This window comes from Nakamurella sp. UYEF19 (genome assembly GCF_040546275.1).
In the GTDB taxonomy this organism is placed as follows: domain Bacteria; phylum Actinomycetota; class Actinomycetes; order Mycobacteriales; family Nakamurellaceae; genus Nakamurella.
The window spans coordinates 22,239-46,488 of sequence record NZ_JBEPNO010000005.1; the positions used below are offsets into that span (position 1 = coordinate 22,239).

Consider the following 24,250-nt stretch of genomic DNA (forward strand, 5'->3'; position numbering starts at 1 on the left):
GCACAGGGCTGAGATGATGACCCTGGCTGATTCGCGCGGTTCCGCGCTGATCCGAGCAGAACACGCACCAGGAATCGTTGAAGGAGGCCGTCAGTTGTCCGGGATTTCAGGCGATTCCTTCGTTCATCTGCACGTTCACACCGAGTACTCGATGCTCGACGGTGCGGCCAAGCTGGGGAAGTTGTTCCAGCGAGCCGGCGAGATGGAGATGCCGGCCATCGCGATGACAGATCACGGCAACGTGTTCGGCGCCCACGACTTCTACAAGCAGGCCCGCGCCGCCGGCATCAACCCGATCATCGGGCTCGAGGCCTACGTCACCCCGAACACCTCGCGCTTCCACAAGAAGGGTGTGCGCTGGTCCGAGGGCGGCGACGACGACGTCTCCGGCTCCGGCGCCTATACCCACATGACGCTCCTCTCGGAGACCACGGAGGGCATGCACAACCTGTTCCGCCTGTCCTCGCGGAGCTCGCTCGAGGGCTTCTACTACAAGCCCCGCGCTGACCGGGAGCTGTTGAACCAGTACGCAAAGGGCCTCATCGCCACCACCGGGTGTCCGTCCGGCGAGGTCCAGACGTGGCTCCGCATCGGCAAGTACGAGAACGCGCTCGCCAGCGCCGCGGAATTCCGGGACATCTTCGGCAAGGACAACTACTTCGTCGAGCTGATGGACCACGGGCTGTCCATCGAGACCAGGGTGCACTCGGGCCTGATGCGCATCGCCAAGGACCTCGAGCTGCCGATGATCGCGACGAACGACCTGCACTACGTCGACCCGGCGGATGCCGACGCGCACGAGGCCCTGCTCTGCGTACAGTCCGGCAAGACGATGGACGACCCGAACCGATTCAAGTTCGACGCCCGGGACTTCTACCTCAAGTCCGCCCGCGAGATGCGGGAGCTCTGGGAGGGCAAGTTCGACCTGAAGTCGGCCTGCGACAACACCTTGCTGATCGCCGAGCGGTGCAAGGTCGAGTTCGACGAGGACTCGTCGTACATGCCGCGCTTCCACGTCCCGGAGGGCGAGACCGAACAGACCTGGTTCGTCAAGGAAGTGCAGCTCGGAATGCACGCCCGCTTCCCGAACGGCATCCCGGCAGAGTGCCAGACGCAGGCCGAGTTCGAGATCGGCGTCATCACCGGGATGAACTTCCCCGGCTACTTCCTGGTGGTCGCCGACTTCATCAACTGGGCGAAGAAGAACGGCATCCGCGTCGGCCCCGGGCGTGGATCCGGCGCCGGTTCGATGGTGGCCTACGCCATGAAGATCACCGACCTCAACCCGTTGCAGCACGGCCTGATCTTCGAGCGGTTCCTCAACCCGGAGCGCGTCTCCATGCCCGACTTCGACGTCGACTTCGACGAGCGCCGACGCGGTGACGTCATCCGGTACGTCACCGAGAAGTACGGCGACGACCGGGTTGCCCAGATCGTCACCTACGGCACCATCAAGGCCAAGCAGGCCGTCAAGGACTCGGCACGGGTGCTGGGCATGCCGTTCTCCGTCGGCGACCGGATCACGAAGGTGATGCCGGCCCCGGTGATGGGCAAGGACGTGCCGCTGTCCAAGATCTTCGAGCCGAGCGACGCGCGGTATTCCGAGGGCGCCGAGTTCCGCGCGCTGGTGGAGTCCGACGTCGACGTGCGCCGCGTGGTCGACATGGCCAAGGGGCTCGAGGGTCTCAAGCGCCAGTGGGGCGTGCATGCGGCCGGCGTCATCATGTCGTCCGAACCGCTGCAGAACCTGATCCCGATCATGAAACGGGAGCAGGACGGCGCGATCATCACGCAGTTCGACTACCCGACCTGCGAGACGCTCGGCCTGATCAAGATGGACTTCCTCGGCCTGCGCAACCTGACGGTCCTGGACGACGCGCTGATCAACATCGAGGCCAACCGCGGCGAGACGATCGTCCTGGAGGACCTGGCGCTGGACGATCCGAAGACCTTCGAACTGCTCGCCCGCGGCGACACCCTCGGCGTCTTCCAGCTGGACGGCGGCCCGATGCGGGCCCTGCTGCGATCGATGAAACCCGACAATTTCGAGGACATCTCGGCCGTCGGTGCGCTCTACCGGCCGGGCCCGATGGGGGCCAACTCGCACAACGAGTACGCGGACCGGAAGAACAACCGCAAGCCGGTGATCCCGATCCATCCGGAGTTGGCGGAGGCGCTGTCGGAGATCCTGGGCGACACCTACGGCCTGATCGTCTACCAGGAACAGGTCATGGCGATCGCCCAGCACGTCGCCGGATACTCGCTCGGCGCGGCCGACCTGCTGCGGCGGGCGATGGGCAAGAAGAAGAAGTCCGAGCTGGACAAGCAGTTCGCGAACTTCTCCGCCGGTATGAAGGAGCGGGGGTTCTCCCAGGCCGCGGTGCAGACCTTGTGGGACATCCTGTTGCCCTTCTCCGACTACGCGTTCAACAAGGCCCACTCCGCGGCCTACGGTCTGGTCTCCTACTGGACGGCCTACCTGAAGGCCAACTACCCGTCGGAGTACATGGCTGCGCTGCTCACGTCCGTGGGGGACGACAAGGACAAGTCCGCCATCTACCTCGCCGAGTGCCGCAACATGGGCATCAAGGTGCTGCCGCCGGACGTCAACGCCTCGGCGAAGAACTTCGCCCCGGTCGGCACCGACATCCGGTTCGGGCTCTCCGCGATCCGCAACGTGGGGGCCGGCGCCGTCGCCTCGCTGATCGCCACCCGCAAGGCCAAGGGAGACTACGCAGACTTCTCCGAATTTCTCTCCAAGGTGGAAGCGGTCGTCTGCAACAAGAAGGTCGTCGAGTCGCTCATCAAGGCGGGCGCGTTCGATTCGCTGAACCACCCGCGCAAGGGTCTGCTGATGGCGCACGCCGAAGGTATCGACCTGTACATGAACGTGAAGAAGGCCGAGGCGGCCGGTCAGTTCGACCTGTTCGGCGAGATGAGCGCCGAGGACGTCGGCGGCGCCCTGACGATCACCGTCCCCGACACCGAGTGGGACCAGAAGCTCCTGCTCGGATTCGAGCGGGAGATGTTGGGGCTCTATGTCTCCGGTCACCCGCTGGCCGGGATCGAGCACGTCCTGTCGGCCCAGTCGGATGCGTCGATCCCGGACATCATCGACGGCACCGTGCCCGATCGTGCGACGGTGACGGTCGGCGGCATCCTGACCGGCCTGCAGCGCCGGCTGACGAAGAAGGGCGACCCGTGGGCCTCCGCCCAGCTGGAGGACCTGGCCGGCGGTGTCGAGGTCGCCTTCTTCCCGAAGGTCTACGCCGAGTTCGCGCTCAGCCTGGCCGAGGACGCCGTGGTGCTGGTGAAGGCCAGGGTCTCCCGCTCCGACGACCGGCTCAGCCTGCACGCCCAGAGCGTGGTGGTGCCCGACCTGTCGGGCCCGTCGAGCAAGGGCCCGATGCAGGTGACGATGAGCGCAACCCGTTGCACGCCACCGGTGGTCGACCGGCTGCGAGAGGTCCTGCAGAACCACCCCGGCACCACCGCGGTCCACCTGCGGCTGATGAACGGCAGCCGGGCCACCACTCTGCGCCTCGACGACGGGTTGCGGGTCACCTGGACCTCGGCGCTGATGGGTGATCTCAAGGCCCTGCTCGGTGCGGACTGTCTCGCATGAACGAGGAGTTGAAGCTGTGGCGTTCCGGCGCGGCGATCGTCGTCGGGACGGTGATTCTCGGTCTGCTGCAGGCGGTGCTGTGGTCCCGGATCGCTCCAGGAGAACAGTTCAAGGTCTACACCGATGGTCAGTACCTGCCACTGCCGACCGAGTCCTACCACCAGTTCACGTCGGTGGCGATCTTCGCGCTGATCGGCGTCGTCGTCGGTGTTGCGGTCGGAACCCTCTGCTGGCACTGGCGTTCCGTGCGCGGTATCAGCACCGCCCTCGTCGTCGCCGGTGCGAACGGGCTCGGCGCATTGACGGCCTACCTGGTCGGTCGGGTGCTGGTCAGCGGCGTCGATCCGGCGTCGGTCGGCAACAGCAGCGTGGAGTCGGTGGTCACCTCGGCCGCGACGCTCGGCAACGCCATGGTGATCATCGCCCAGCCGGCCATCGCCGTCGCCGTCTACACGTTCCTGGTGGCCTGGAACGGTCAGCCCGACCTCTCCCGCGGTGCGCAGACAGCCCCGGATGTGTCGGCCACAGCGCCGACACCGCAATCCTGAGAGGCCGCCGGCCATGCGGGTGCTGCTGACCGGAGCGGCCGGGTTCATCGGTTCCACCATCGCCGACCAGCTTCTCGCGCGCGGGGACGAGATCGTCCCGGTCGACCTGCTGCTGCCGGCCGCGCACGGCTCGCACCCCCCGCAGTGGAGTCCGGGCGGGTTGATCATCGGCGACGTCCGGGATGCCGAATTCGTCCGGAGCGTCCTGCCGGGCGTCGATGTGGTCTGCCACCAGGCGGCGATGGTCGGGCTGGGGGTGGACGCGGCAGATGCTCCCGAGTACGCCGGGCACAACGTTCTCGGCACCGCCGTTCTGCTCGCCGAGATGGCCGCCGCCGGCGTCCGGTCGCTGGTCCAGGCCTCGTCGATGGTGGTCTACGGCGAGGGCCGTTATCGCTGCGCCGAGCACGGCGATGTCCGCCCCGGCCCACGGCTACCGGAGGCATTGACCGCCGGGGCGTTCGACCCACCCTGCCCGCAGTGCGGAGCAGAACTGCGGTGGACCACGATTTCAGAAGACGCGCCGTTGGATCCCCGCAACACCTATGCCGCAAGCAAACTTGCCCAGGAGCACTTCGCCGCGTCGTGGGCCCGGCAGACGTCCAGCGGGGTGACATCGCTTCGCTACCACAACGTCTACGGCCCGCGGATGCCGCGCGACACCCCCTACGCCGGGGTCGCCGCGATCTTCCGGTCGGCCCTGGAGTCGGGCCGGGCGCCGAGGGTCTACGAGGACGGTGGGCAGATGCGCGACTTCATCCACGTCTCCGACATCGCCGCCGCCAACCTGGCCGCCCTCGACCGGATCTACGCGGACGAGCCCGTCTCCGGCGGAGAAGCGCTGGCCTGCAACGTATCCTCCGGGCACCCGCACACGGTCGGCGAGATGGCGACGGTGCTGGCTGCGGCGATGGGTGGCCCCGCGCCGGAGGTGGTCGGCGGCGGCCGGGCCGGTGACGTCCGGCACGTGGTGGCAGACCCGGCACTGGCCCGCCAGGTGTTAGGATTCACTGCGCAGGTCGACTTCGCTACCGGGGTCAGGGAATTCGCCACCGCGCCTATGCGGCCACCGGCAACCTGACCTCGAAACGGCAGCCGTCGCCGTGGTTCTCGACGGCGATCCGCCCGCCGTGGGCCTCGACCAGACCGCGCGCGATCGCCAGTCCCAGCCCGGCGCCGGCTGCGTCGGGCATCGGGGAGCGCGCCTGCGCGCCGCGGAACGCCACGTCGAACACCTTCGGCAGGTCGGGCTCGGGGATGCCCCCGCAGCTGTCCTGCACGGCGAACCAGGCCTCGGTGCCGTCGGTGCCCGCCACCACGGTGACCGACCCGTCCTCCGGGGTGTGCCGCACCGCGTTGACGAGCAGGTTGCGGAGCACCCTCGTCAACTCGGGGTCGGACCCGGACACGGTCGGCCAGCCGCCGTCGGCCCTGGCGTGCAGCTGGACCCCGCGCTTGCGCGCCGAGGGGGCAGTGGATTCCATCGCGTCGGCCACCAGACCTTCCACCGCGATGTCATGGAAGTGCAGCTTGACGGCGCCTGCGTTGATCCGGGACAGCTCGAACAGGTCGTCGACCATGCCCGACAGCCGGATCGTCTCGGTGTTGATCCGGCGTGCGTACCCGGCGATCTCGTCGGGATCGACCACCACGGCGTCCTCGAGGGCCTCGCTCATCGCCCTGATCCCGGCCAGCGGGGTCCGCAGATCGTGGCTGACCCAGGCCACCAGCTGGCGCCGGGAATCCTCACCCGCACGCTCCGCGGCCCGCTCGGATTCTGCGGTGATCCCGGCGATCGCGATCCGACGCCCGAGGAGGACGGCGGCCGGCACCACCGCGATGGCGATCAGCGCGCACGTCACGGCCGTCCAGCGGAGTTCGGTGGTGAACATGAAACCGCTGATCGACACGACGAAGATCAGCACGGACAGGATCGGGACGGCCACGATGGCGGCGATGTTGACGGCCACCGAGCGTCCGCGAAGCAGGGCCAGCACACCGATCTCGAGCGCGACCGTGAGCACGCAGGCCACCGCTGCCCACGGCAGGATGTGCAGGACGTCGGTCCACATGGCTAGTTGTTCCCTCTGCCGGATGCGCTGTCTGACGTGTTGCCCGACGTGCTGTCGTACCGGTAGCCGATGCCCCACACGGTGACCACCCGGTGCGGGTTGGCCGGATCGGGCTCGATCTTCTCCCGGAGCCGGCGGACGTGGACGGTGACGGTCGATTCGTCGCCGAACGTCCAGCCCCAGACCTGTTCCATCAGCGCGGCCCGGGAGAACACCTGACCGCGGTGGGCCAGGAAGAACGCCAGCAGGTCGAACTCCCGGATGGTCAGCTGGAGCGGGAGCCCGTTCCGGGTCACCGTCCGAGCGGCCGGGTCCATGATCAGATCGCCGTCGGCAGTTGGTTCCGGTCCGCGATCCGACGGCATCCCGCCTGACGAAGACCCGGCCGGCATCGCTCCGGTCGGCAGGGCCGCCCGGACCTCGCCCGAGCGGCGCAGCACGCCGGCCACGCGCAGCGCGAGCTCGCGTGGGCTGAACGGTTTGGTCACGTAGTCGTCGGCGCCGTACTCCAGCCCGACCACCCGGTCGGACTCCTCGCCGAGCGCGGTCAGCATGATCACCGGCACGCGGGAGCGCAGCCGGAGTTCGCGGCAGACGGCCAGTCCGTCCATCCCCGGCATCATCAGATCCAGCACCACCAGATCCGGGTGCTCGGACAGCGCGGCGGCCAGGCCGTCGGTGCCGTTGGACCGCTCGATCACCTCGTGGCCGTCGCGGCTCAGGTAGCGGGACACCACTTCGCGAACTGTTGGGTCGTCGTCGACGACCAGGACCTTCTTCACCGGCGCAGTGTTTTGGTGCGCAGATTCGCGGAGCACAGCCTCATGGACCTCATGATTCACCAATAGGTCATCTCCAGGTGATTGATACCGATGGCGACGGCGATCTGGACTGCGAGTGCGGCCGGCAGCAGCCGCCGGGGAAGCAGGACGAGCGAGGCGATCATCCAGAATCCCAACGGCAACCAGATCCGCTCGGTCTCGGCCTTGCTCAGACCGGTGAGGTCGGCGATCAGCACGGCCAGGCCGGCTGCCAGCGACAACGCGGCCGGCACCAGGGTTTCGCGATCGACGATGCCGCTGGCCCGGATCACCGGACCGCTGCGGAGCACCACCGGGACCGCCCGCCGCAGACCGGCGGCCGTCATCGGCCCGACCGAGAGGGTCAGCGCGGCGAGGTTCGCCCAGACGTAGTAGGAGTACGGCCGCAGGCTCGCGACGCCTTGGTAGTAGCGGAGCACGAGCAGTCGCTCGCCCTCGAGCCAGTCGAACCCGGCCAGGGTGAAGATCGTGACCACTGCGATGACGCCGGCGAGGACGGCCAGGTGGATTCGTCGGCGGCGGGAGAACATCACCGCGACCGCCAGCACCAGTACCAGCAGCACGAGGCCGTAGGAGAGGTAGGCGGTGTAGCCGAGCAGCAGGCCGCCGGCCAGTCCGACCAGTGCGCCGCTCCGGCCACCGCGCCTCGCCCCGAGGACGGCCAGCGCGATACCCCACGCTGCGACGCCGGCGAACAGACCGTCGGCCGAGACGCCCACCCAGACCGCCCCGGGGAAGAACACGGCGAACGGCAGCAACCGACGCGCCGCCACCGGTGCTCCGAGGGTCCGGATCGTCAAGCAGACCGCGACGCCGGCGGTCGATCCCACCAGGACCACCAGGGCTCCGGCCCATCCACCGCCGCCAAGTCCGATGCGGTCCAGCAAGAGGAAGACGAGGGTGGCCCCCGGCGGGTGGCTGGAGACGTGGGTGGTCCAGGAACCCGGTTGGAAGTCCAGGATGTGGGAGGTGAATCCGGACAGGAACGGGCCGACCGATCCGATGCGGGGCAGGTCGTAGAGGTACTCGTTGGAGACGGTCAGCCGACCAACCCAGCCGGCCTGCCACCCGTCGACGAGCGCCAGCGACGTCGTCCACGCCATCGCCGTGACGGCGGCCAGCGGGACCGATCCATGCCACGGCAGGTGCTCCGCCAGACGCGGTGCGAACCGAAAACCCAGCAGCCCCAAGCAGAGCGCGAACGGTGTGCCGATACCGACGTGCGGGACGAAGCGCGCGAACAGCGGCGGGGACTGGAGGTTGATCTCCACCCCGTTGGCCAGCAACAGGTAGCCGACCGCGGAGGCCGTGGCCACCAGCACCAGCGATGCGACGACCGCGACCACGTCACCGCGGATGGGTGCGTCGGCTGCGTTCGCGTCGGCGGTGGTCCCATTGGCAGCGGCGGCTCCGGCCGTCGCGGGTACCTGCGTCAGGAGCTCTGGATTCGTCATCTCCCTCGGACCGTAGAGGCACGGTGGAGCGATCGGAACAGTTCGTCGGGCGCGGAAAGCAATCGGTAAGAACTGCCCCCGATAGCCGAGTGAGGAAAGAATTCGGTAAGGCCACAGTTGTTGAGCAGCAGGCCTTTCGTCGTGAACTCTGCACTGCATGAACCTCGAATCCTGTGACAGCACCAGCGGCACCGGCAGGCTCGGCCCAACGGTCGGCCCGTCGGTTGACCTGATCCTCCCGTGCCTGGACGAGGCCGCCGCGCTGCCGGCGGTGTTCGCCGCCGTCCCGGCGTCCTACCGGGTCATCCTGGTGGACAACGGCTCTCGCGACGGAAGTGCCGACGTGGCCACGTCGCTCGGCGCCCGGGTAGTCGTCGAGGAGCGGAAGGGCTACGGATCGGCGGTCAACGCCGGCCTGCTGGCAGCCACCGCGGACATCGTCGCGGTGCTGGACTGCGACGGATCGCTCGACCCGGCAGAGCTCCCCACCCTGGTCGCCGCGGTCGCCGAAGGGACCGCTGACCTGGCCCTCGGGCGCCGTCGTCCAGTGGAGTCGGGGGCGTGGCCGTGGCACGCCAGGACCGGCAACCGCGTGCTGGCCTCGGTGCTGTCCCGATCGGTGCCCGGCTTGACGCTCACCGACCTCGGACCGGTGCGGGTGGCCCGGCGGGTCGAGCTGCTGGCGCTGGACGTGCGGGACCGGCGCAGCGGCTATCCGGTGGAGACGCTGATCCGGGCGGCGATGGCCGGATGGCGGATCCAGGAGCACGACATGACCTACCGCACCCGGGCTCTCGGCACCACGTCGAAGGTCTCCGGATCCGTGCGCGGCACCGTGGTGGCGACCGGGGACATCCTGCGGACCGTTCGCCGGCATCGGGTCGCGGCATGACGGGCCTGCTGGTGATGGCGAAGGCGCCCGTCGCGGGACAGGTGAAGACGCGGCTCTGCCCGCCGCTGACGCCCCTCGAGGCCGCTCAACTGGCCGCCGCGGCGTTGATCGACACGCTGTACTCGTGCTCGGCCACCGGTCTGGCCACGACGGTGGCGATGCACGGCGACCTGGACGACGCCGAACTCTCCGTGCCGCTGCGGGCCGCCCTGGCGAATGCGCAGGTGATCCCGCAGCGCGGCAACACCTTTGCGCAGCGGCTGGTCGCTGCACACGCCGACGCCGGCCGGGAGGGACCGGTGTTGCAGATCGGGATGGACACTCCGCAGCTGACGGCGGTCCAGCTGTCTGCGGCGGTCCACACGCTCGGCCGGCCGGGGGTCGACGCGGTCCTCGGACCGGCAGCAGACGGCGGCTGGTGGACGTTGGGTCTGCGAAGCGGCGCCGACGCCCGGGTGCTGCATGCGGTGCCGATGTCGCAGGACGACACCGGCACCCGGACGTTGGAGGCGCTCAGGTCCCTCGGGCTCAGGGTGGCCCTGCTGCCGACCCTCACCGATGTCGACGCCTTCCCCGACGCGGTCCGGGTCGGCCGACAGGCGCCGACCACCCGATTCGCCTCTCACGTCCGACAGTTGCTCGCCGACAACAGATCGAGGTCCGCATGTCAGCCATGACCGTCTACGAGGCCGCGCTGCGACATGGTTCGGGGACGCTGGTGAACCAGCACGGACATGCGCAGACCCTGCCGATCGCCCTGTGGTCCGGAGAAGCGGGGACCGCCGACAACGCTCTGCTGGACCGGTGTACCGGTCCGACCCTGGACGTGGGCTGTGGTCCCGGACGGATGACGGCGGCGCTGACCGCACGCGGTGTACCCGCCCTGGGGATCGACATCTCCGCGCTCGCCGTCCGGATGACCACGGATCGTGGTGGACTCGCGTTGCAGCGCAGCATCTTCCACGAGCTCCCCGGTGCGGGTCGTTGGCAACATGTGCTGTTGGCGGACGGCAACGTCGGGATCGACGGCGATCCGGTGCATCTGCTGCGCCGGTGCCGGGAACTGCTCACCGCTGGCGGGACCATCCTGCTGGACGTCGGAGAGCCCGGATCCGGACTGCTGGTGGAGAAGGTCCGGCTGGAGCAGGCCGGCCGGACCAGCGATTGGTTCCGCTGGTGCTGGGTCGGAACCGACGTACTCGCCGAACTCGCCCTGCGTGCAGGGCTGGTGGTGCAGCAGGTCTGGGCCGTCGACGGTCGCTGGCAGGGCCAGTTGGGCATCAGTACGGCGAGCCAGGATCCGACGTGAGCCTCACCGAGCGGAAGCTGCGCCCGCCACGACCGGAGGACTACCCGTCCAGACTCCACTCGGAGCGGCTGGCCGCACGGGTCGGGCTCTGGCTCGGCGCCGCCTTCGCGATCTGTTTCGTGACAGGGCTATTCAGCCACCTGATCCAGCACCCGCCGGAATGGTTCGGCTGGCCCACCCGGCCGGTCTGGCTCTACCGGATCAACCAGGGGGTGCACATCACCACCGGGATCGCGTCGATCCCGCTGCTGCTCGTGAAGCTGTGGACGGTGTCGCCGCGCTTCTGGCAATGGCCGCCGATCACCAGCATCCTCAATGCGCTGGAACGGCTCTCGATCTTCGTGCTGGTCGGTGCGGCGTTCTTCCAGCTGATCTCGGGGCTGCTGAACGTGGCCGAATGGTATCCCTGGACCTTCTTCTTCCCGCCGGTCCACTTCGCGATCGCCTGGGTGGCCATCGGTGCACTCGCCGTCCACATCGCGGTGAAGCTGCCCGTCATCCGCCGGGCGCTGAAAGGGTCCGCCGACGCCGATCCCCGGCCCGTGCTGGATGGCGAGCCGCCGGCGACCCATTCGGGCCCGCTCTCACGCCGGGGAGTGCTGGCCCTGGCCCTCGCTGCGGCCGGGGTGGCCGTCGTGGCAACGGTGGGGGACAAGATCCCAGCGTTCCGCACGGTGTCCGTCCTGGCGCAGCGCAACGGATCCGGCCCACAGGGACTGCCGGTGAACCGCACCGCCGGCGCGGCCGGGGTGACCGCCGCCGTCACCAGTGCAGCCTATGCACTCGTCATCCACGGTCCGGGTGGCGACCACCGACTGAGCCTCGCGCAACTGCAGGCCATGCCGCAGATCACCGCCACGCTGCCGATCGCCTGCGTCGAGGGCTGGTCGCAGTCGGCCAGCTGGACCGGCGTCCGCCTCAAGGACCTGCTGGCCCTCGTCGATCCGGGCGCCACCGGCGGCGCCCGGATGATCTCGGCCGAGGTCGGTCTCTATGGGGAGAGCATGGTGACGCCGAAGGTGGCCACCGACGACCTGACGCTGGTCGCGCTGCAGCTGGAAGGCGAGCCGCTCGACCTCGACCACGGATACCCGGCCCGGCTGATCGCACCGAGCAGACCCGGTGCGCTGCAAACCAAATGGCTCACCAGGATCGAGGCGCTATGACGGACAGGGTGATTCGGTCGGCCCTGGGGCTGATCGGTGTGGTGTGCGTGGGCGTCGGCGCGAAATTCCTGCTCGAACGTTCGCACCAGGAGGTCATCTCGGCCGCCATCTGGTTCACTTTTCCGGCGATCCTGTCGGATCTGGTGCTGCTCCCGATCGCGGCCGTCGTCGGTCACGTTCTCACCAAGGGGCTTGCGGCGTGGGCCCGGTTGCCCGCCCAGGTGGCCGCGGTGCTGATCGGCACCCTGCTGCTGATCGCCGTGCCGTACCTGGGGCGACCCGGTCTGCACGAGGACAACCCGACCCTGCTCAACCGCAACTACGTGGCGGGCTACCTGATGTACGTGGCGATCATCGTGGTGTTGGCGGCGGTGTGGGCGTTGATCCGGTTGACGCGGCGGGATCGGCCGCGTCGGGCGCATCCAGCGGGCCGGCCGGATCGGCCGGCTTCTCCGGCGGGCGGAACGCCGCAAACGGATCGGTGACCCGCAGTTCGGCCACGGTGAACCGGTGCAGCGCCGCCGGCCGGCCGCCGACGGGATTGCGTGGACCGGTGGTCCCGGTGGGTTCGAGCATGCCGCGGCGCAGCAGGATCCGGTGCAGATTCGTCGGGTCGACGTCGTGCCCGAGCGCGGTGGCGTAGACCTGACGCAGTTCGGCGATGGTGAACTCGGCCGGGGCCAGCGCGAACCCGATGTTCGTATAGCTGAGCTTGGCCTGCAGCCGGCGGTGAGCCCGTTCCACGATGACCCCGTGGTCGAGGGCGGTGGGTGGCAGCGTGCCAACCGGGTGCCAGGCGGTATCCGCCGGCAGGGTCGGGTCGGCGTCGAGCGGGACCAGCCCGAGGAAGCCGGTGGCCACGGTGCGGACGTCCGGCATCCGGTGTGGCGCAGAGAACACTCCGATCTGCTCCAGGTGCGAGACGCGCGTCAGGTCGACCTTCTCGGCGAGCTGACGCTGCGCCGAGGTGTCCACGTCTTCGGTGGAAAGCACGATTCCTCCTGGTAGGGCCCATTTCCCGGCGTCCGGGTGCTGGCCGCGCTGCCAGAGAAGCACGTGCAACGCGACCTGTCCGGCTGCGCTCGGATCGCTCGGGCGGGCTAGCGGTCGCACGCTGAAGACGGCGGCGAGCACCTCGACGAATGTGTCCTCGGGATGGCCGGGAAGTGACGGGCTGCTACCATGGGGCATGTTTTCGATTATAAGTCGAAAACCCTGGCAGAAGGAAACGACATGTCGGCACCCACACTCGATGTTCCGGGCTCCGTGGCCTGGATGGAACAGATCCACCGCCTGGCCAAGGAGCGGGACGCGGTGATCCTGGCGCACAACTACCAGCTGCCGATCATCCAGGACGTCGCCCACCACGTCGGCGACTCGCTCGCGCTGTCCCGGATCGCCGCTAGCGCGCCGGAGTCGACGATCATCTTCTGCGGCGTGCACTTCATGGCGGAGACGGCCAAGATCCTGTCGCCGGAGAAAACGGTACTGATCCCGGACGAGGCTGCGGGCTGCTCGCTCGCCGACTCGCTGACCGTCGAGGAGCTGCGCACCTGGAAGGCCGAGAACCCCGGCGCTGTCGTCGTTTCCTACGTCAACACCACCGCCGCGGTGAAGGCCGAGACCGACATCTGTTGCACGTCCTCGAATGCCGTCGAAGTGGTCGACTCGATCCCGCGCGACACCCCGGTGCTGTTCGGCCCCGACCAGTTCCTCGGTGCCCACGTCCGCCGGATCCTGAAGCGCGACAACATCAAGGTCTGGGGCGGCGAGTGCCACGTACACGCCGGCATCAACGGTGCCGAGCTCTCCGCCAAAGCCGCCGCCCACCCGGACGCCGATCTCTACATCCACCCGGAGTGTGGCTGCGCGACCAGCGCGCTCTACCTGGCCACCAGCGGAGCCGTCGCCAAGGACCGGATCAAGATCCTCTCGACCGGTGAGATGGTCACGGCCGCAGCCGGTGCCACGTCGCGGTCCGTCCTGGTCGCCACCGAGATCGGGATGATCCACCAGCTCAAGCGGGCCGCCCCGTCCGTCGACTTCCTCGCCGTCAACGAGAACGCCTCCTGCAAATACATGAAGATGATCACCCCGGAGAAGCTGATGCGCTCCCTGGTGGAAAACCGCGACGAGGTGCAGGTGGACCTCGAAACAGCAGCGCGGGCCCGCGGCGCCGTCGAGCGGATGATCGCCATCGGTTCCTCCGGCGGGGGTGGCGAATGAGCTCACAGCCCACCTTGCCGACCTGGGAGGCCAGGTCGCAGGTGGTCGTCATCGGCACCGGTGTTGCCGGCCTGACCTGCGCCCTTGATCTGGCGGGCTGCGGTGTTCCAACGCTACTGCTCACCAAGGGCGCTCCGGACGAGGCCAACACCTACTGGGCGCAGGGCGGTGTCGCCGTGGTTCGGGGCGAGCGGGATCCGGGTGATTCGGTCGGTGCCCACATCGAGGACACGCTGGTCGCGGGCGGTGGCCTGTCCGACCCGGCCGCCGTGTCCATGATCCTGACCGAGGGTCCGGCGGCCGTCGCCCGACTCGTCCGGCGGGGCGCGCACTTCGACGCCGGCCCGACCGGCCTGATGCGGACCAGGGAAGGCGGTCACTCCGCGAACCGGGTGATCCACGCCGGCGGTGATGCCACCGGAGCAGAGATCGAGCGGACCCTGCTGCACGCCGACGACCTGCCCGGCATGCTCACCGGGCACCAGGTACTGGACGTCGTGCTCGACGCCAACGGGCGGACGACGGGTGTCACCGTGCTCGGCGACGACGGAACCATCGGTCTGATCAGGGCAGATGCCATCGTCCTGGCCACCGGCGGCGCCGGCCACCTCTACGCGGCCACCACCAATCCCGACGTCGCCACCGGCGACGGACTGGCCATCGCGCTGCGTGCCGGCGCCACCCTGACGGACATCGAGTTCATGCAGTTCCACCCCACGGTGCTGTTCACCGGCGGGGGCGTGCGCGGCCACCGGCCGCTGGTCACCGAGGCCGTCCGCGGCGAAGGTGCCGTGCTGATCGACGCCACCGGCACCCGGGTGATGGCCGGCGTCCATCCGTTGGGTGATCTCGCGCCCCGTGACGTGGTGTCGCTCGCCATCACCCGTCGCCTGGCCGGCGCCCCCGGTGGCGTGCGCGATCACGTCTTCCTCGATGCCACCGGGATCCCTGCCGATGTCTTCGCCCGCCGTTTCCCGACCGTGTCGCAGGCCTGTGCCGAGGCCGGGATCAACCCCAACACGCAACCCATCCCGGTGGCGCCGGCGGCGCACTACCACTGCGGCGGCGTCCTGACGGATCTGTTCGGGCGCACCGGTGTGCCGGGGCTCTACGCCGTGGGCGAGGTCGCGAGGACCGGTCTGCACGGGGCGAACCGGCTGGCGTCCAACTCGCTGCTGGAAGGTCTCGTGATGGGTGAACGCGCGGCCGCGGCGCTGCCCGGGGACCTGTTGTCGGCCGGTGGACCCGCAGGTGATCCCGCGTTGCCGCCGCTCCCGGTCCGCTCCACGGACGGACGTGAGGACGGTCAGGCCGTCATGAGTGCCGAAGCCGGGATCGGTCGTGACGCAACAGGTCTGGCCCGTGCCATGGCCCGGTTCGGCTCGTTGGGGCACTCGGTGCAACCCGGGCAGCCCTGGCGCTCGGGGCAGTCCGGGCAGCCCGAACCGATTGCAGTGCCGTCCCGGCAGACGGCCGAGGCCGCGAACCTCGACCTGGCCTCCCGTGCCCTGCTGATCGCCGCTGCCACGCGGACCGAGTCGCGCGGTTGCCACGTCAGAACCGATTTCCCGGCCGCCGAGCAGCAGTGGACCACCTCGGTGCTCGTCCGGCAGCAGGACGACGTGCTCACCACCGAGGTCCGGGACCTCCGGGATGTAGAGGTCAACGCATGACGGTGTCCAGCACCACTGCAGTATTCACCGTGAGCCCGGAGCAGTGGTCCGAGTCGACCCGTCGCTCGTTGCAAGCGACCGGCCTCGACCTGGAAACGGTCGCCGCCGTCGTGTCATGGGCGTTGTCGGAGGACTTCGCCGATGGGCCCGACGTCACCACCTCGGCCACCGTGCCGACGGAGGCCGCGGCATGGGCCGACATCACGCCCCGTCAGGCCGGTGTGCTGGCCGGCGGTCCGGTGGCCCTTGCGGTGTTCGACACCATCCTCGGTGCCGGCGCCTTCACCGCCGAGCATCACGACGACGGATCGGCACTGGTACCGGGTATTCCATCGATCACGTTGCACGGCAGGGTGTCCGGCATCCTGACGGCCGAGCGCACAGCCCTGAACATCCTCACCCACCTGACGGGCATCGCCAGTCTGACCAGGCAGTGGGTCGACGCCGTGGCCGGCACGGATGCGCGGATCAGGGACACCAGAAAGACCCTGCCGGGCCTGCGGGCACTGGAGAAGTACGCGGTCCGCTGCGGGGGCGGGGTGAACCACCGGATGAGCCTGGGCGACGCCGCCCTGATCAAGGACAACCACGTAGCGGCGGCCGGGTCTGTGCGCGCTGCGATCGACGCTGTACGTTCGCGGAGACCGGATATCCCGCTGGAGGTCGAGGTGGACACGTTGTTGCAGCTCGACGAGGCGCTCGATGCCGGGGCGCAGTTGGTACTGCTCGACAACTTCACCGTGCCGGATACCGCGGAAGCAGTGCGGCGCACCAGGTCCGGCTATCCGGGCGTCAGGCTCGAGTCCTCCGGCGGGCTCGGTCTGGCGAACGCCGCCGAGGTCGCCCGGACCGGCGTCGACTACCTGGCGGTCGGTGCTCTCACCCACTCGTCGCCGGCCGTCGATCTCGGGCTGGACCTCCGGGCCGAGCCCCGGGTCGATCTCGGGGTCGTTCTCGGATGAGTCCGGGACGGTCGCCTCTGCGGATCGCCGCGGTGCAGTTTGTCTCCTCGCCGGGGGACATCAGTGCCGCGGTGGCGGAGCACGTCCGCCTGATCGAGGCGGCGGCCGAGTCCGGCGCCGACGTCGTGCTCTTCCCGGAGCTCTCCCTCACCGGGTACGAGCCCGACCTGATCGACCTGCACGGCCTCCGCATCGGACCCGATGACAAGATGCTGCAACCGATCTCGCAGATCTGCCGACAACGCCGGGTGCACGCGCTGATCGGCGGCCCGACGCCCGGCGCCGGGTTGCCGCAGATCGGTGTCCTGCAGGTCGACCCCCGGGGCGCGATCAGGGTGGTCTACGCCAAGCAGCACCTGCACGTGGGTGAGATCGGCATCTTCGGTGCCGGCACCGCAGGAGCCTTGCTCGAGATCGGTGGCTGGAAGCTGGCCCTGTCGGTGTGCTCCGACGCGGCGGTTGACGCGCATCCGGTGGCGGCCGCGGCGGCCGGCGCGGACGCCTACCTGGTCGGCGCGCTGTACGTCATCGGGTCCGAGCATCGCATCAACCAGCAGATGCACGAGGTGACCCGTCAGGGGATGTGGGCGGTGTTGGCCCAGTACTCCGGTGGTACCGGCGGCGGGCCGGCGTGCGGGCTCAGCGGGGCTTGGGGCCCCGACGGCAACGAGGTGGTCCGGCTCGGCGCCGGTCCCGGCATCGCCCTGGTGGATCTCACCGACTGAGGCGTTCGTCCCAACAGCTGGGAGCGGCTGTCGAAATTCGCCTCGCCGGGCACTTTAGGCTGGAAGACGGCCCCGTGCGGGCCGACTGCGACGAAAGAGGAACAAGAAGAACATGCTGCGACGGATCGATCTGCGTCAGGGACTGGGTAATGTCCGCACCATGCTGCCCCGCGGGGCGGTGGACGTGACGGCGGCCGTAGCCGTCGTCGCGCCGCTGGTGGAGGACGTCCGCACGCGCGGCTCGGCCGCGGTGCTGGAGTACACGGAGAAGTTCGACGGGGTAGGGCCCACCACGCTGCGGGTACCGCGACACGTCATCGACGCGGCCGTCGAAGCCTTGAGTCCGCAGGTCAGGGCCGCGTTGCTCGAGTCGATCGCCCGCGCCCGCATCGGTCACCGGGCCCAGGTTCCCACCGAGCGCGTCACCCAGATCGCGCCGGGTGGAACGGTGACCCAGCGGTGGGTGCCGATGCGCCGGGTCGGCCTCTACGTGCCCGGCGGGCTGGCCGTCTATCCGTCCAGCGTCGTCATGAACGTGGTGCCGGCCCAGATTGCCGGAGTCACCGGAGTGGCCGTCACCTCGCCCCCGCAGCAGTCGACCGGTTGGCCGGACGCGACCGTCCTGGCGGCCTGTGGACTGCTCGGCGTGACCGAGGTCTACGCCGCGGGCGGTGCCCAGGCGGTCGCGATGCTGGGCTACGGCGCGATCGACGTCGACGGGACCACGATCGAGCCGGTTGACATCATCACCGGGCCCGGAAACGTCTACGTGACGGCCGCGAAGCGACTGCTGCGCGGGGTGGTGTCCATCGATGCCGAGGCCGGGCCGACCGAGATCGCGATCCTGGCGGACGAGAAGGCCGACGCCGATCACGTGGCCGCCGATCTGGTGTCGCAGGCCGAGCACGATCCGATGGCTGCCTCGGTCCTCATCACCACCTCAGTCGCGCTGGCGGATGCGGTGGAGGACAGGGTGATCGACCGTGTCGTGCGCACCAGGCACCGGGACCGCGTGACCGTGGCGCTGACCGGGCCGCAGTCCGCGATCGTGGTGGTGGCCAGCCTGGAGGACGGGATCAAGGTCGCCGACGCCTACGCCGCCGAGCACCTGGAGATCCAGACCACCGACGCCCCCATCGTCGCGCGCCGGATCCGCAACGCCGGCGCGATCTTCGTCGGGAGGTTCTCGCCGGTGTCGCTGGGTGACTACTGCGCCGGTTCCAACCACGTGCTGCCGACCGCCGGTTGCGCACGGTTCTCCTCGGGTCTGGCCACCACCACCTTCCTCAAGCAGATGCAGGTGATCGAGTACTCGCGTGACGCGCTGGCCGCCGTCGCCGATCACGTCCTCGCGCTGTCCGCCGCCGAGAACCTGCCGGCCCACGGCGAGGCCGTGAGCGCGAGGTTCCCGGATGGTGTGCCGCGGTGACCGGGGGCGGTGGGGGTGTTGCCAGGGCGAGCGCAGCGACGGCGGGTGCGATCGGCGGTTCTGCTCGCCTGGCGGACCTCCCGCTCCGGGATGATCTGGTCGGGAAGAGCCCGTACGGCGCTCCCCAGTTGGACGTTCCGGTGCAGATCAACACCAACGAAAATCCCTTTGCGCCTTCGGATGCACTGGTGGCGGACCTGGTCGAGTCGATCTCGAAGGTGGCCGGCGAGCTGAACCGGTATCCGGACCGCGACGCCGTGTTGTTGCGGACCGAACTGGCCGCGTACCTGGCGCGCACCACCTCGGTGCCGCTGACCGTCGAGAACGTGTGGGCGGCAAATGGTTCCAACGAGATCCTGCAGCAGTTGCTGCAGGCCTTCGGTGGTCCCGGCCGGCGGGCGCTGGGTTTCGAGCCGTCCTATTCGATGCACTCGATCATCTCGACCGGCACGCAGACGGCCTGGGTGCCGACTCCTCGGCGCCCCGATTTCACCATTGACGTTGAAGTTGCAGTGGCCGCCGTTCGGCAGCAGAAGCCGGACATCCTGTTCGTGACGAGCCCGAACAATCCGACCGGTGGGTCCATCTCGCTGCCCGACATCCGCGTGATCGTCGAGGCGTCGACCGGCATCGTGGTGATCGACGAGGCCTACGCCGAGTTCTCCGACCGGCCCAGCGCCATCGCCCTGATCGACGAGTTCCCGACCAGGGTGGTGGTGTCCCGGACCATGTCGAAGGCGTTCGCTTTCGCCGGGGGCCGACTGGGCTACCTGGCCGCGTCGCCGGCGATCATCGACGCATTGTTGTTGGTGCGGCTGCCTTATCATCTCTCCGTCCTGACCCAGGCGGCGGCGCTGGCCGCCCTGCGGCACGGCGACGACACCCTGGGGTCGGTGGCGCGTCTGGTTGCGGAGCGGAAGCGAGTGAGCGCAGCGCTGGTCGACCTGGGCTACGAGGTGATCGACTCCGATGCCAACTTCCTGCTGTTCGGCCGTTTCTCCGACGCGCACGCGAAGTGGCAGACCTATCTCGACGAGGGCGTGTTGATCCGCGACCCCGGGATCCCCGGATTTCTGCGGGCGACCGTCGGGACCGAGAATGAGAACGATGTGTTCCTCGCTGTGAGTGCCCGTCTGAAGGAGATCGTGTGAGCGTCGATGATGTAGTTGTCGATGGTGTGGATGGGGTTGGTGTGGGTGGGGTTGGTGTGGGTGGGGTTGGTGTGGGTGGGGTTGGTGTGGGTGGGGTTGGTGTGGGTGGGGTTGGTGTGGGTGGGGTTGGTGTGGCTGGCGATGGTGTGTCCGTGAAGCGGCGGGCCAGGATCGAGCGCACCACCAGCGAGTCCTCCGTACTGGTGGACATCGACCTCGACGGGACGGGCAAGGTCGACATCTCGACCGGGGTCCGGTTCTACGACCACATGCTGACGGCGTTCGGCGTGCACGGTTCGTTCGACCTGACGGTCAGGTCGACCGGTGACGTCGACATCGACGCCCACCACACCGTCGAGGACACAGCGATCGTGCTGGGGCAGGCCCTCGCGCAGGCGCTCGGCGACAAGGCCGGCATCCGGCGCTTCGGTGACGCGTTCATCCCGATGGACGAGACCCTGGCGCATGCGGCGGTTGACCTGTCCGGACGGCCGTTCTCGGTGCACACCGGCGAACCCGAGTCGATCCTTGGCTTCACCGTCGGCAACAACTACCCGGTGGTGCTGAACCGGCACGTCTTCGACTCGTTGGCCTTCCACGCGCGGATCGCCCTGCACGTCCGGGTGATCTACGGCCGCGACCCGCACCACATCTGCGAGGCCCAGTACAAGGCGGTCGCCCGTGCACTGCGCGCCGCCGCCGAGCCGGATCCGCGGGTGGGCGGGATTCCCTCGACCAAGGGCGTGCTGTGAACTGGTTCGCCTACGTGCTGATCCTGCTCGGCGGGTTCCTGATCGGTGGCGTGCTCTCGTTGTGGCGCAACGAGTCTCGGATAGCTGCGGTGATCCTGGCCATCTTCGCGGTTGGCTGTGTCGCCGGCGGCATCCTCTGGTTGGTGTGACGGTGGTTGGTGTGAGATGAAAGTTGTTGTCCTGGACTACGGGTCGGGCAACCTGGCCTCCGCAGAGCGGGCATTGCGTCGGACGGGTGCCGAGGTCGAGGTCACGGACGACTTCGAAACCGCGCTGAACGCCGACGGTCTGGTGGTGCCGGGCGTCGGCGCCTACGCGGCGTGCATGACCGGGTTGCAGGCGGTCCGGGGGGACCGGATCATCGGTCGCCGGCTGGCTGGATCGCGGCCGGTGCTCGGCATCTGCGTCGGTATGCAGATCCTCTTCGAATCGGGGGTCGAGCACGGCGAGCAGACGGACGGCGTCGGCGAGTGGCCGGGAACCGTCGAGAAGTTGCGGGCCCCGATCGTCCCGCACATGGGGTGGAACACGGTGCTACCGGGTGAGGGATCGGTGCTCTTCGCCGACCTCGACCCGTCGACGCGGTTCTACTTCGTGCACTCCTACGCGGTGCGGCGCTGGGAACTCGAGGTGACCGGTCGGTTCGTTCCGCCGGTGGTGACCTGGGCCGAGCACGGTGGCGATCGTTTTGTCGCAGCAGTGGAGAACGGTCCGCTCTCGGCGACCCAGTTCCACCCGGAGAAGTCCGGTGACGCCGGCGCGCAGGTTCTGCAGCACTGGGTGGACAGGCTGTAGCTGCGTGGCTGCGTGGCTGCGTGGCTGCGTGGCTGCGTGGTGTTGTCTCGTAGTCAGGTGTGGTGATCCTGGTGTCGTAGAGGTTCCGGTGTTGTAGTATCGAACTTGTGTTCGATCAGCAGAGGCAACAGGTTCTGGCCGAACTGCGCCGCAAGATCAGTGCCGAACCCGTCACCGCTGCCCCGTCCACCACTATCTCGTCCACCACTACGGCTGCCCCGTCCACCGCTGCGGCACTCTTCACCACCAGCGCCGTAGCCGCCACCGCGACGACTGCGCTATCCGTCACCACTACTGCAGCTACGTTGCGGTCGGCCGGTCGGCCGGTCCTGGCTGTCCCCGGGCCCCTGGCCGAGATTCTGCCCGGTGGGGGTCTGCCCCGTGGTGGCGTGGTCAGTCTGGGCGGCGGCGCCGGGGCGACCAGTCTGCTCTTCTCGCTGTTGGCTGCCCCGGCCAACACCTGGTCCGCGCTGGTCGGCATGCCGGATGTCGGATTGCTCGCAGCGTCCGAGCTGGGCGTCGACCTCGATCGTGTGGTGCTGATTCCGTACCCGGGTCCCGATGCCCTGCAGGTCCTTTCGGTGCTGGCCGACGGTGTCGACATCATTGTGGCCGCACCGCCGCGCGGTGGTGCCGGTTGGTCGGTTGCTCCGGCCCGACAGCGGGTGCTCACCGCCCGGTTGCGACAGAGCGGTGCCGTGCTGCTCGTCGCGGGGGCCTGGCCAGGTGCCGATCTGGTGCTGGACTGTCGGATCGAACGATGGACCGGGCTCGGGCGCGGACATGGCCGGTTGAAGGACCGGGAGCTGATCGTCGAGGTCGGAGGACGTCGAGCAGCCGGCCGTCGGGCATCCGCAGCGATGTTTCTGACGAGTCGTCGATCGTCGGTCGATATCGATGTCGGTGCCGCGCCGGAACGCTTTGTCCTCGACCCGGCGATCTCCGAGGTCGTCTGACGGGCCACGTCACGCCTGGATCGGTGTGATGGCGGGATTGACCAGCACCAAAACGATGCCGCGAAAGCGGCAATTCGGACATTGCGAGTTGGTAGTGGCGTGTGGAGCCCTCGTTCTCGCATCAGATCGGGCGGTCGCCCGGGGATATCCGATCGTCCCGATTTCATGTCGAGCACGGTGGTGTCGGTCAGGTGCCGTCAGGCGTCGGGTGGTTCAGGTGGTGTGGAGCGGTGAGGTGACGGTAGAAACGATGCCGCGAAAGCGGCAATTCGGACATCAGGATGCGGAGGTTCTTCGGAATCCGGGACTGTCGGTGGCTTGATCTAGTGTCTCGAACAGAGGTTCGACGTAGGTCTGTTGCCGGTTTTTTGGTGTGTTGATGTGGTGTGGAGGTTCGTGGTGAACGGTGTGTCCCCGATGGTAATTCCTGCACTTCCGGAGTCGCCGGTATCTGCGGTGCCCGCTATACCCCCGATAGCCCTGCCACCGGGTGGGGTGCCGGAGGACCTGCTGTCGGTGCCGGAGGACTTGCCGCCGGTGGAGGGGGTGTCATCGGTGGAGGGGGTGTCGGAGGAGTCGTTGGAGCGGTTGGAGGCGCGGATCTGTTCGCAGGCTGCGCACATTGCGGCGTCGACGTGTGAGTGGTTGTTGATGGTGGCGGAGTTCGACCGTCGCAAGGGGTGGGCGCAGTGGGGGTTGAAGTCGTGTGCGCATTGGTTGTCGTGGGCGTGTTCGGTGTCGGCACAGTCGGCGCGTGAGTTTTTGCGGGTGGCCAGGGTGCTGGATCGGGTGCCGTTGATCGTGGCAGCTTTTGCGGCGGGGAGGTTGTCGTTTTCGAAGGTGAAGGTGATTACCCGTGTGGTGGGGTTGGTGCCGGAGCAGACGTTGCTGGAGCAGGCGTTGTTGCATACGGCAGCTCAGTTGCAGCGGGTGGTGCGGGAGTTCGGCAAGACCGACAGTGCTGGGGTTGATCAGCAGCGGCAGCGCAAGGCCCGCTGGTTTTGGGATGAGGATGGGATGTTCGTTCTGACCGCCCGATTGCCGCCGGATGAGGGCGCGATTTTGTTGGCGGCGTTACGCGCGGCGGAGCAGTCTTTGGGTGTGCCGCCCGGTGACGACGGGGCTTCGAATGCTGCCGCTGCGGACTGTCCTGCTCCGAGCGGTGCTGACCCGAATGGCACTGACGTGGACGTGGATGGCACTGACGTGGACGTGGATGGTGCCGACCTGGGTGTGGGTGACGCCGACCTGGATGTGGGTGACGCCGACCTGGATGTGGGGGGTGTTGATGCGGCTGATTCGTCGCCGGTGGTGGCGCTGTGGCCGGATGACTGTATGTCTGCGGAGGCGTTGGTGCGGCGGGATTCTGAGCAGGGTGGGTGGTGTACGGCGGATGCGTTGATGGCGATGGCGCAGAATGCGTTGGCTGCTGGTCCGGTGGACAGTTCCGGTGATGATCGGCATCTGCTGGTCCTGCACGTCGATGCCGCGATGCTCGTCGAACCTGTCGAACCCGTCGAACCTGTCGAACCTGTCGAACCTGTCGAACCTGTCGAACTTGTCGAACCCGGCGGGTCTGATTCGCGGGTTCTGCATGGTCCTGCTGATGGGCAGGTTGGGCAGGACTTTCGGGGGCGTTGTCATCTGGAGGACGGTCCGGGGGTGTCACGGAGCACAGTGGAGCGGTTGATCTG

Annotated in this window: 22 protein-coding genes and 1 pseudogene; 18 read left to right on the forward strand and 5 right to left on the reverse strand. The window is 68.5% G+C overall.

All coding sequences use genetic code 11. The features are described 5' to 3' along the window. Window positions 1–94: 94 nt before the first annotated feature. From dnaE to ABIB25_RS09920, 3 genes are read left to right on the forward strand one after another with little or no spacing between them, the layout of a single operon-like run. On the forward strand, window positions 95–3,625 hold the full coding sequence (gene dnaE / locus ABIB25_RS09910; protein WP_354528282.1) for a DNA polymerase III subunit alpha: 3,531 nt from the start codon (window positions 95–97) through the stop codon (window positions 3,623–3,625). Further along, a complete protein-coding gene (locus ABIB25_RS09915; RefSeq protein ID WP_354528283.1) occupies window positions 3,622–4,173 on the forward strand; it encodes a DUF2567 domain-containing protein in 552 nt (183 codons plus the stop codon). The genes dnaE and ABIB25_RS09915 overlap by 4 nt, the downstream gene beginning before the upstream one ends. Window positions 4,174–4,186: 13 nt before the next feature. Beyond that, complete coding sequence (locus ABIB25_RS09920; RefSeq protein WP_354528284.1) at window positions 4,187–5,254, forward strand: NAD-dependent epimerase/dehydratase family protein; 1,068 nt, start codon at window positions 4,187–4,189, stop codon at window positions 5,252–5,254. Here the strand turns inward: ABIB25_RS09920 and ABIB25_RS09925 are convergent. The 3 genes from ABIB25_RS09925 to ABIB25_RS09935 are packed head-to-tail and all read right to left on the reverse strand — an operon-like array spanning window position 5,232 to window position 8,520. Beyond that, complete coding sequence (locus tag ABIB25_RS09925; RefSeq protein ID WP_354528285.1) at window positions 5,232–6,245, reverse strand: sensor histidine kinase; 1,014 nt, start codon at window positions 6,243–6,245, stop codon at window positions 5,232–5,234. The two genes, ABIB25_RS09920 and ABIB25_RS09925, sit on opposite strands and share 23 nt — an antisense overlap. Before the next feature lie 2 nt (window positions 6,246–6,247). Then, window positions 6,248–7,027 carry a response regulator transcription factor gene (locus ABIB25_RS09930; RefSeq protein ID WP_354528286.1) on the reverse strand — a complete coding sequence of 260 codons (780 nt, stop codon included), beginning with the start codon at window positions 7,025–7,027 and terminating at the stop codon, window positions 6,248–6,250. Between the two features lie 56 nt (window positions 7,028–7,083). Continuing rightward, complete coding sequence (locus ABIB25_RS09935; protein ID WP_354528287.1) at window positions 7,084–8,520, reverse strand: hypothetical protein; 1,437 nt, start codon at window positions 8,518–8,520, stop codon at window positions 7,084–7,086. Window positions 8,521–8,677: 157 nt separating this feature from the next. Between ABIB25_RS09935 and ABIB25_RS09940 the strand changes: the two genes are divergently transcribed. From ABIB25_RS09940 to ABIB25_RS09955, 4 genes are read left to right on the forward strand one after another with little or no spacing between them, the layout of a single operon-like run. Next, the gene (locus tag ABIB25_RS09940; RefSeq protein ID WP_354528288.1) at window positions 8,678–9,412 is read left to right on the forward strand and encodes a glycosyltransferase family 2 protein; all 735 of its coding nucleotides are present in this window, start codon (window positions 8,678–8,680) and stop codon (window positions 9,410–9,412) included. Beyond that, complete coding sequence (locus ABIB25_RS09945; protein ID WP_354528289.1) at window positions 9,409–10,089, forward strand: TIGR04282 family arsenosugar biosynthesis glycosyltransferase; 681 nt, start codon at window positions 9,409–9,411, stop codon at window positions 10,087–10,089. Before ABIB25_RS09940 ends, ABIB25_RS09945 begins: the two co-directional genes overlap by 4 nt. After that, window positions 10,077–10,721 (forward strand): class I SAM-dependent methyltransferase, encoded by a 645-nt coding sequence (locus ABIB25_RS09950; RefSeq protein ID WP_354528290.1) that lies wholly within the window; start codon window positions 10,077–10,079, stop codon window positions 10,719–10,721. Before ABIB25_RS09945 ends, ABIB25_RS09950 begins: the two co-directional genes overlap by 13 nt. Then, window positions 10,718–11,887, forward strand: a complete 1,170-nt coding sequence (locus ABIB25_RS09955) for a molybdopterin-dependent oxidoreductase (protein WP_354528291.1) — start codon at window positions 10,718–10,720, stop codon at window positions 11,885–11,887. Before ABIB25_RS09950 ends, ABIB25_RS09955 begins: the two co-directional genes overlap by 4 nt. Window positions 11,888–12,238: 351 nt before the next feature. On the opposite strand, the gene ABIB25_RS09960 is transcribed toward ABIB25_RS09955, so the two are convergent. Then, window positions 12,239–13,078 carry an NUDIX hydrolase gene (locus tag ABIB25_RS09960; RefSeq protein WP_354528292.1) on the reverse strand — a complete coding sequence of 280 codons (840 nt, stop codon included), beginning with the start codon at window positions 13,076–13,078 and terminating at the stop codon, window positions 12,239–12,241. 42 nt (window positions 13,079–13,120) lie between these two features. Here ABIB25_RS09960 and nadA point away from each other — a divergent pair, with 42 nt between their 5' ends. The 11 genes and pseudogenes from nadA to ABIB25_RS10015 form a co-directional block, all read left to right on the forward strand. Next, window positions 13,121–14,113, forward strand: coding sequence for a quinolinate synthase NadA (gene nadA / locus ABIB25_RS09965; RefSeq protein ID WP_354528293.1), 993 nt, complete (start codon window positions 13,121–13,123; stop codon window positions 14,111–14,113). Further along, complete coding sequence (locus ABIB25_RS09970; RefSeq protein WP_354528294.1) at window positions 14,110–15,786, forward strand: L-aspartate oxidase; 1,677 nt, start codon at window positions 14,110–14,112, stop codon at window positions 15,784–15,786. The genes nadA and ABIB25_RS09970 overlap by 4 nt, the downstream gene beginning before the upstream one ends. Then, complete coding sequence (gene nadC / locus ABIB25_RS09975; RefSeq protein ID WP_354528295.1) at window positions 15,783–16,748, forward strand: carboxylating nicotinate-nucleotide diphosphorylase; 966 nt, start codon at window positions 15,783–15,785, stop codon at window positions 16,746–16,748. Before ABIB25_RS09970 ends, nadC begins: the two co-directional genes overlap by 4 nt. 32 nt (window positions 16,749–16,780) lie before the next feature. Next, complete coding sequence (locus ABIB25_RS09980) at window positions 16,781–17,473, forward strand: carbon-nitrogen hydrolase family protein (protein WP_354528296.1); 693 nt, start codon at window positions 16,781–16,783, stop codon at window positions 17,471–17,473. 112 nt (window positions 17,474–17,585) lie between these two features. Then, the gene (gene hisD, locus ABIB25_RS09985; protein WP_354528297.1) at window positions 17,586–18,902 is read left to right on the forward strand and encodes a histidinol dehydrogenase; all 1,317 of its coding nucleotides are present in this window, start codon (window positions 17,586–17,588) and stop codon (window positions 18,900–18,902) included. Window positions 18,903–18,952: 50 nt separating this feature from the next. Next, on the forward strand, window positions 18,953–20,053 hold the full coding sequence (locus ABIB25_RS09990; RefSeq protein WP_354528463.1) for a histidinol-phosphate transaminase: 1,101 nt from the start codon (window positions 18,953–18,955) through the stop codon (window positions 20,051–20,053). A 152-nt stretch (window positions 20,054–20,205) separates the two neighbouring features. Further along, entirely contained in the window at window positions 20,206–20,805 is a 600-nt protein-coding gene (gene hisB, locus ABIB25_RS09995; RefSeq protein WP_354528298.1) for an imidazoleglycerol-phosphate dehydratase HisB, read from the forward strand. Then, the gene (locus ABIB25_RS10000) at window positions 20,802–20,954 is read left to right on the forward strand and encodes a CG2302 family histidine operon protein (protein ID WP_354528299.1); all 153 of its coding nucleotides are present in this window, start codon (window positions 20,802–20,804) and stop codon (window positions 20,952–20,954) included. Before hisB ends, ABIB25_RS10000 begins: the two co-directional genes overlap by 4 nt. 16 nt (window positions 20,955–20,970) lie before the next feature. Continuing rightward, entirely contained in the window at window positions 20,971–21,600 is a 630-nt protein-coding gene (gene hisH, locus ABIB25_RS10005) for an imidazole glycerol phosphate synthase subunit HisH (protein ID WP_354528300.1), read from the forward strand. A gap of 107 nt (window positions 21,601–21,707) precedes the next feature. Continuing rightward, window positions 21,708–22,556 (forward strand): DnaE2-dependent mutagenesis accessory factor ImuA', encoded by an 849-nt coding sequence (imuA', locus tag ABIB25_RS10010; protein WP_354528301.1) that lies wholly within the window; start codon window positions 21,708–21,710, stop codon window positions 22,554–22,556. Window positions 22,557–23,207: 651 nt separating this feature from the next. Next, window positions 23,208–23,591 (forward strand): annotated as a pseudogene (locus tag ABIB25_RS10015) (DUF222 domain-containing protein); the annotation flags it as partial. A 39-nt stretch (window positions 23,592–23,630) separates the two neighbouring features. Here the strand turns inward: ABIB25_RS10015 and ABIB25_RS10020 are convergent. Then, window positions 23,631–24,200, reverse strand: a complete 570-nt coding sequence (locus tag ABIB25_RS10020; protein WP_354528480.1) for a hypothetical protein — start codon at window positions 24,198–24,200, stop codon at window positions 23,631–23,633. Window positions 24,201–24,250: the final 50 nt, after the last annotated feature.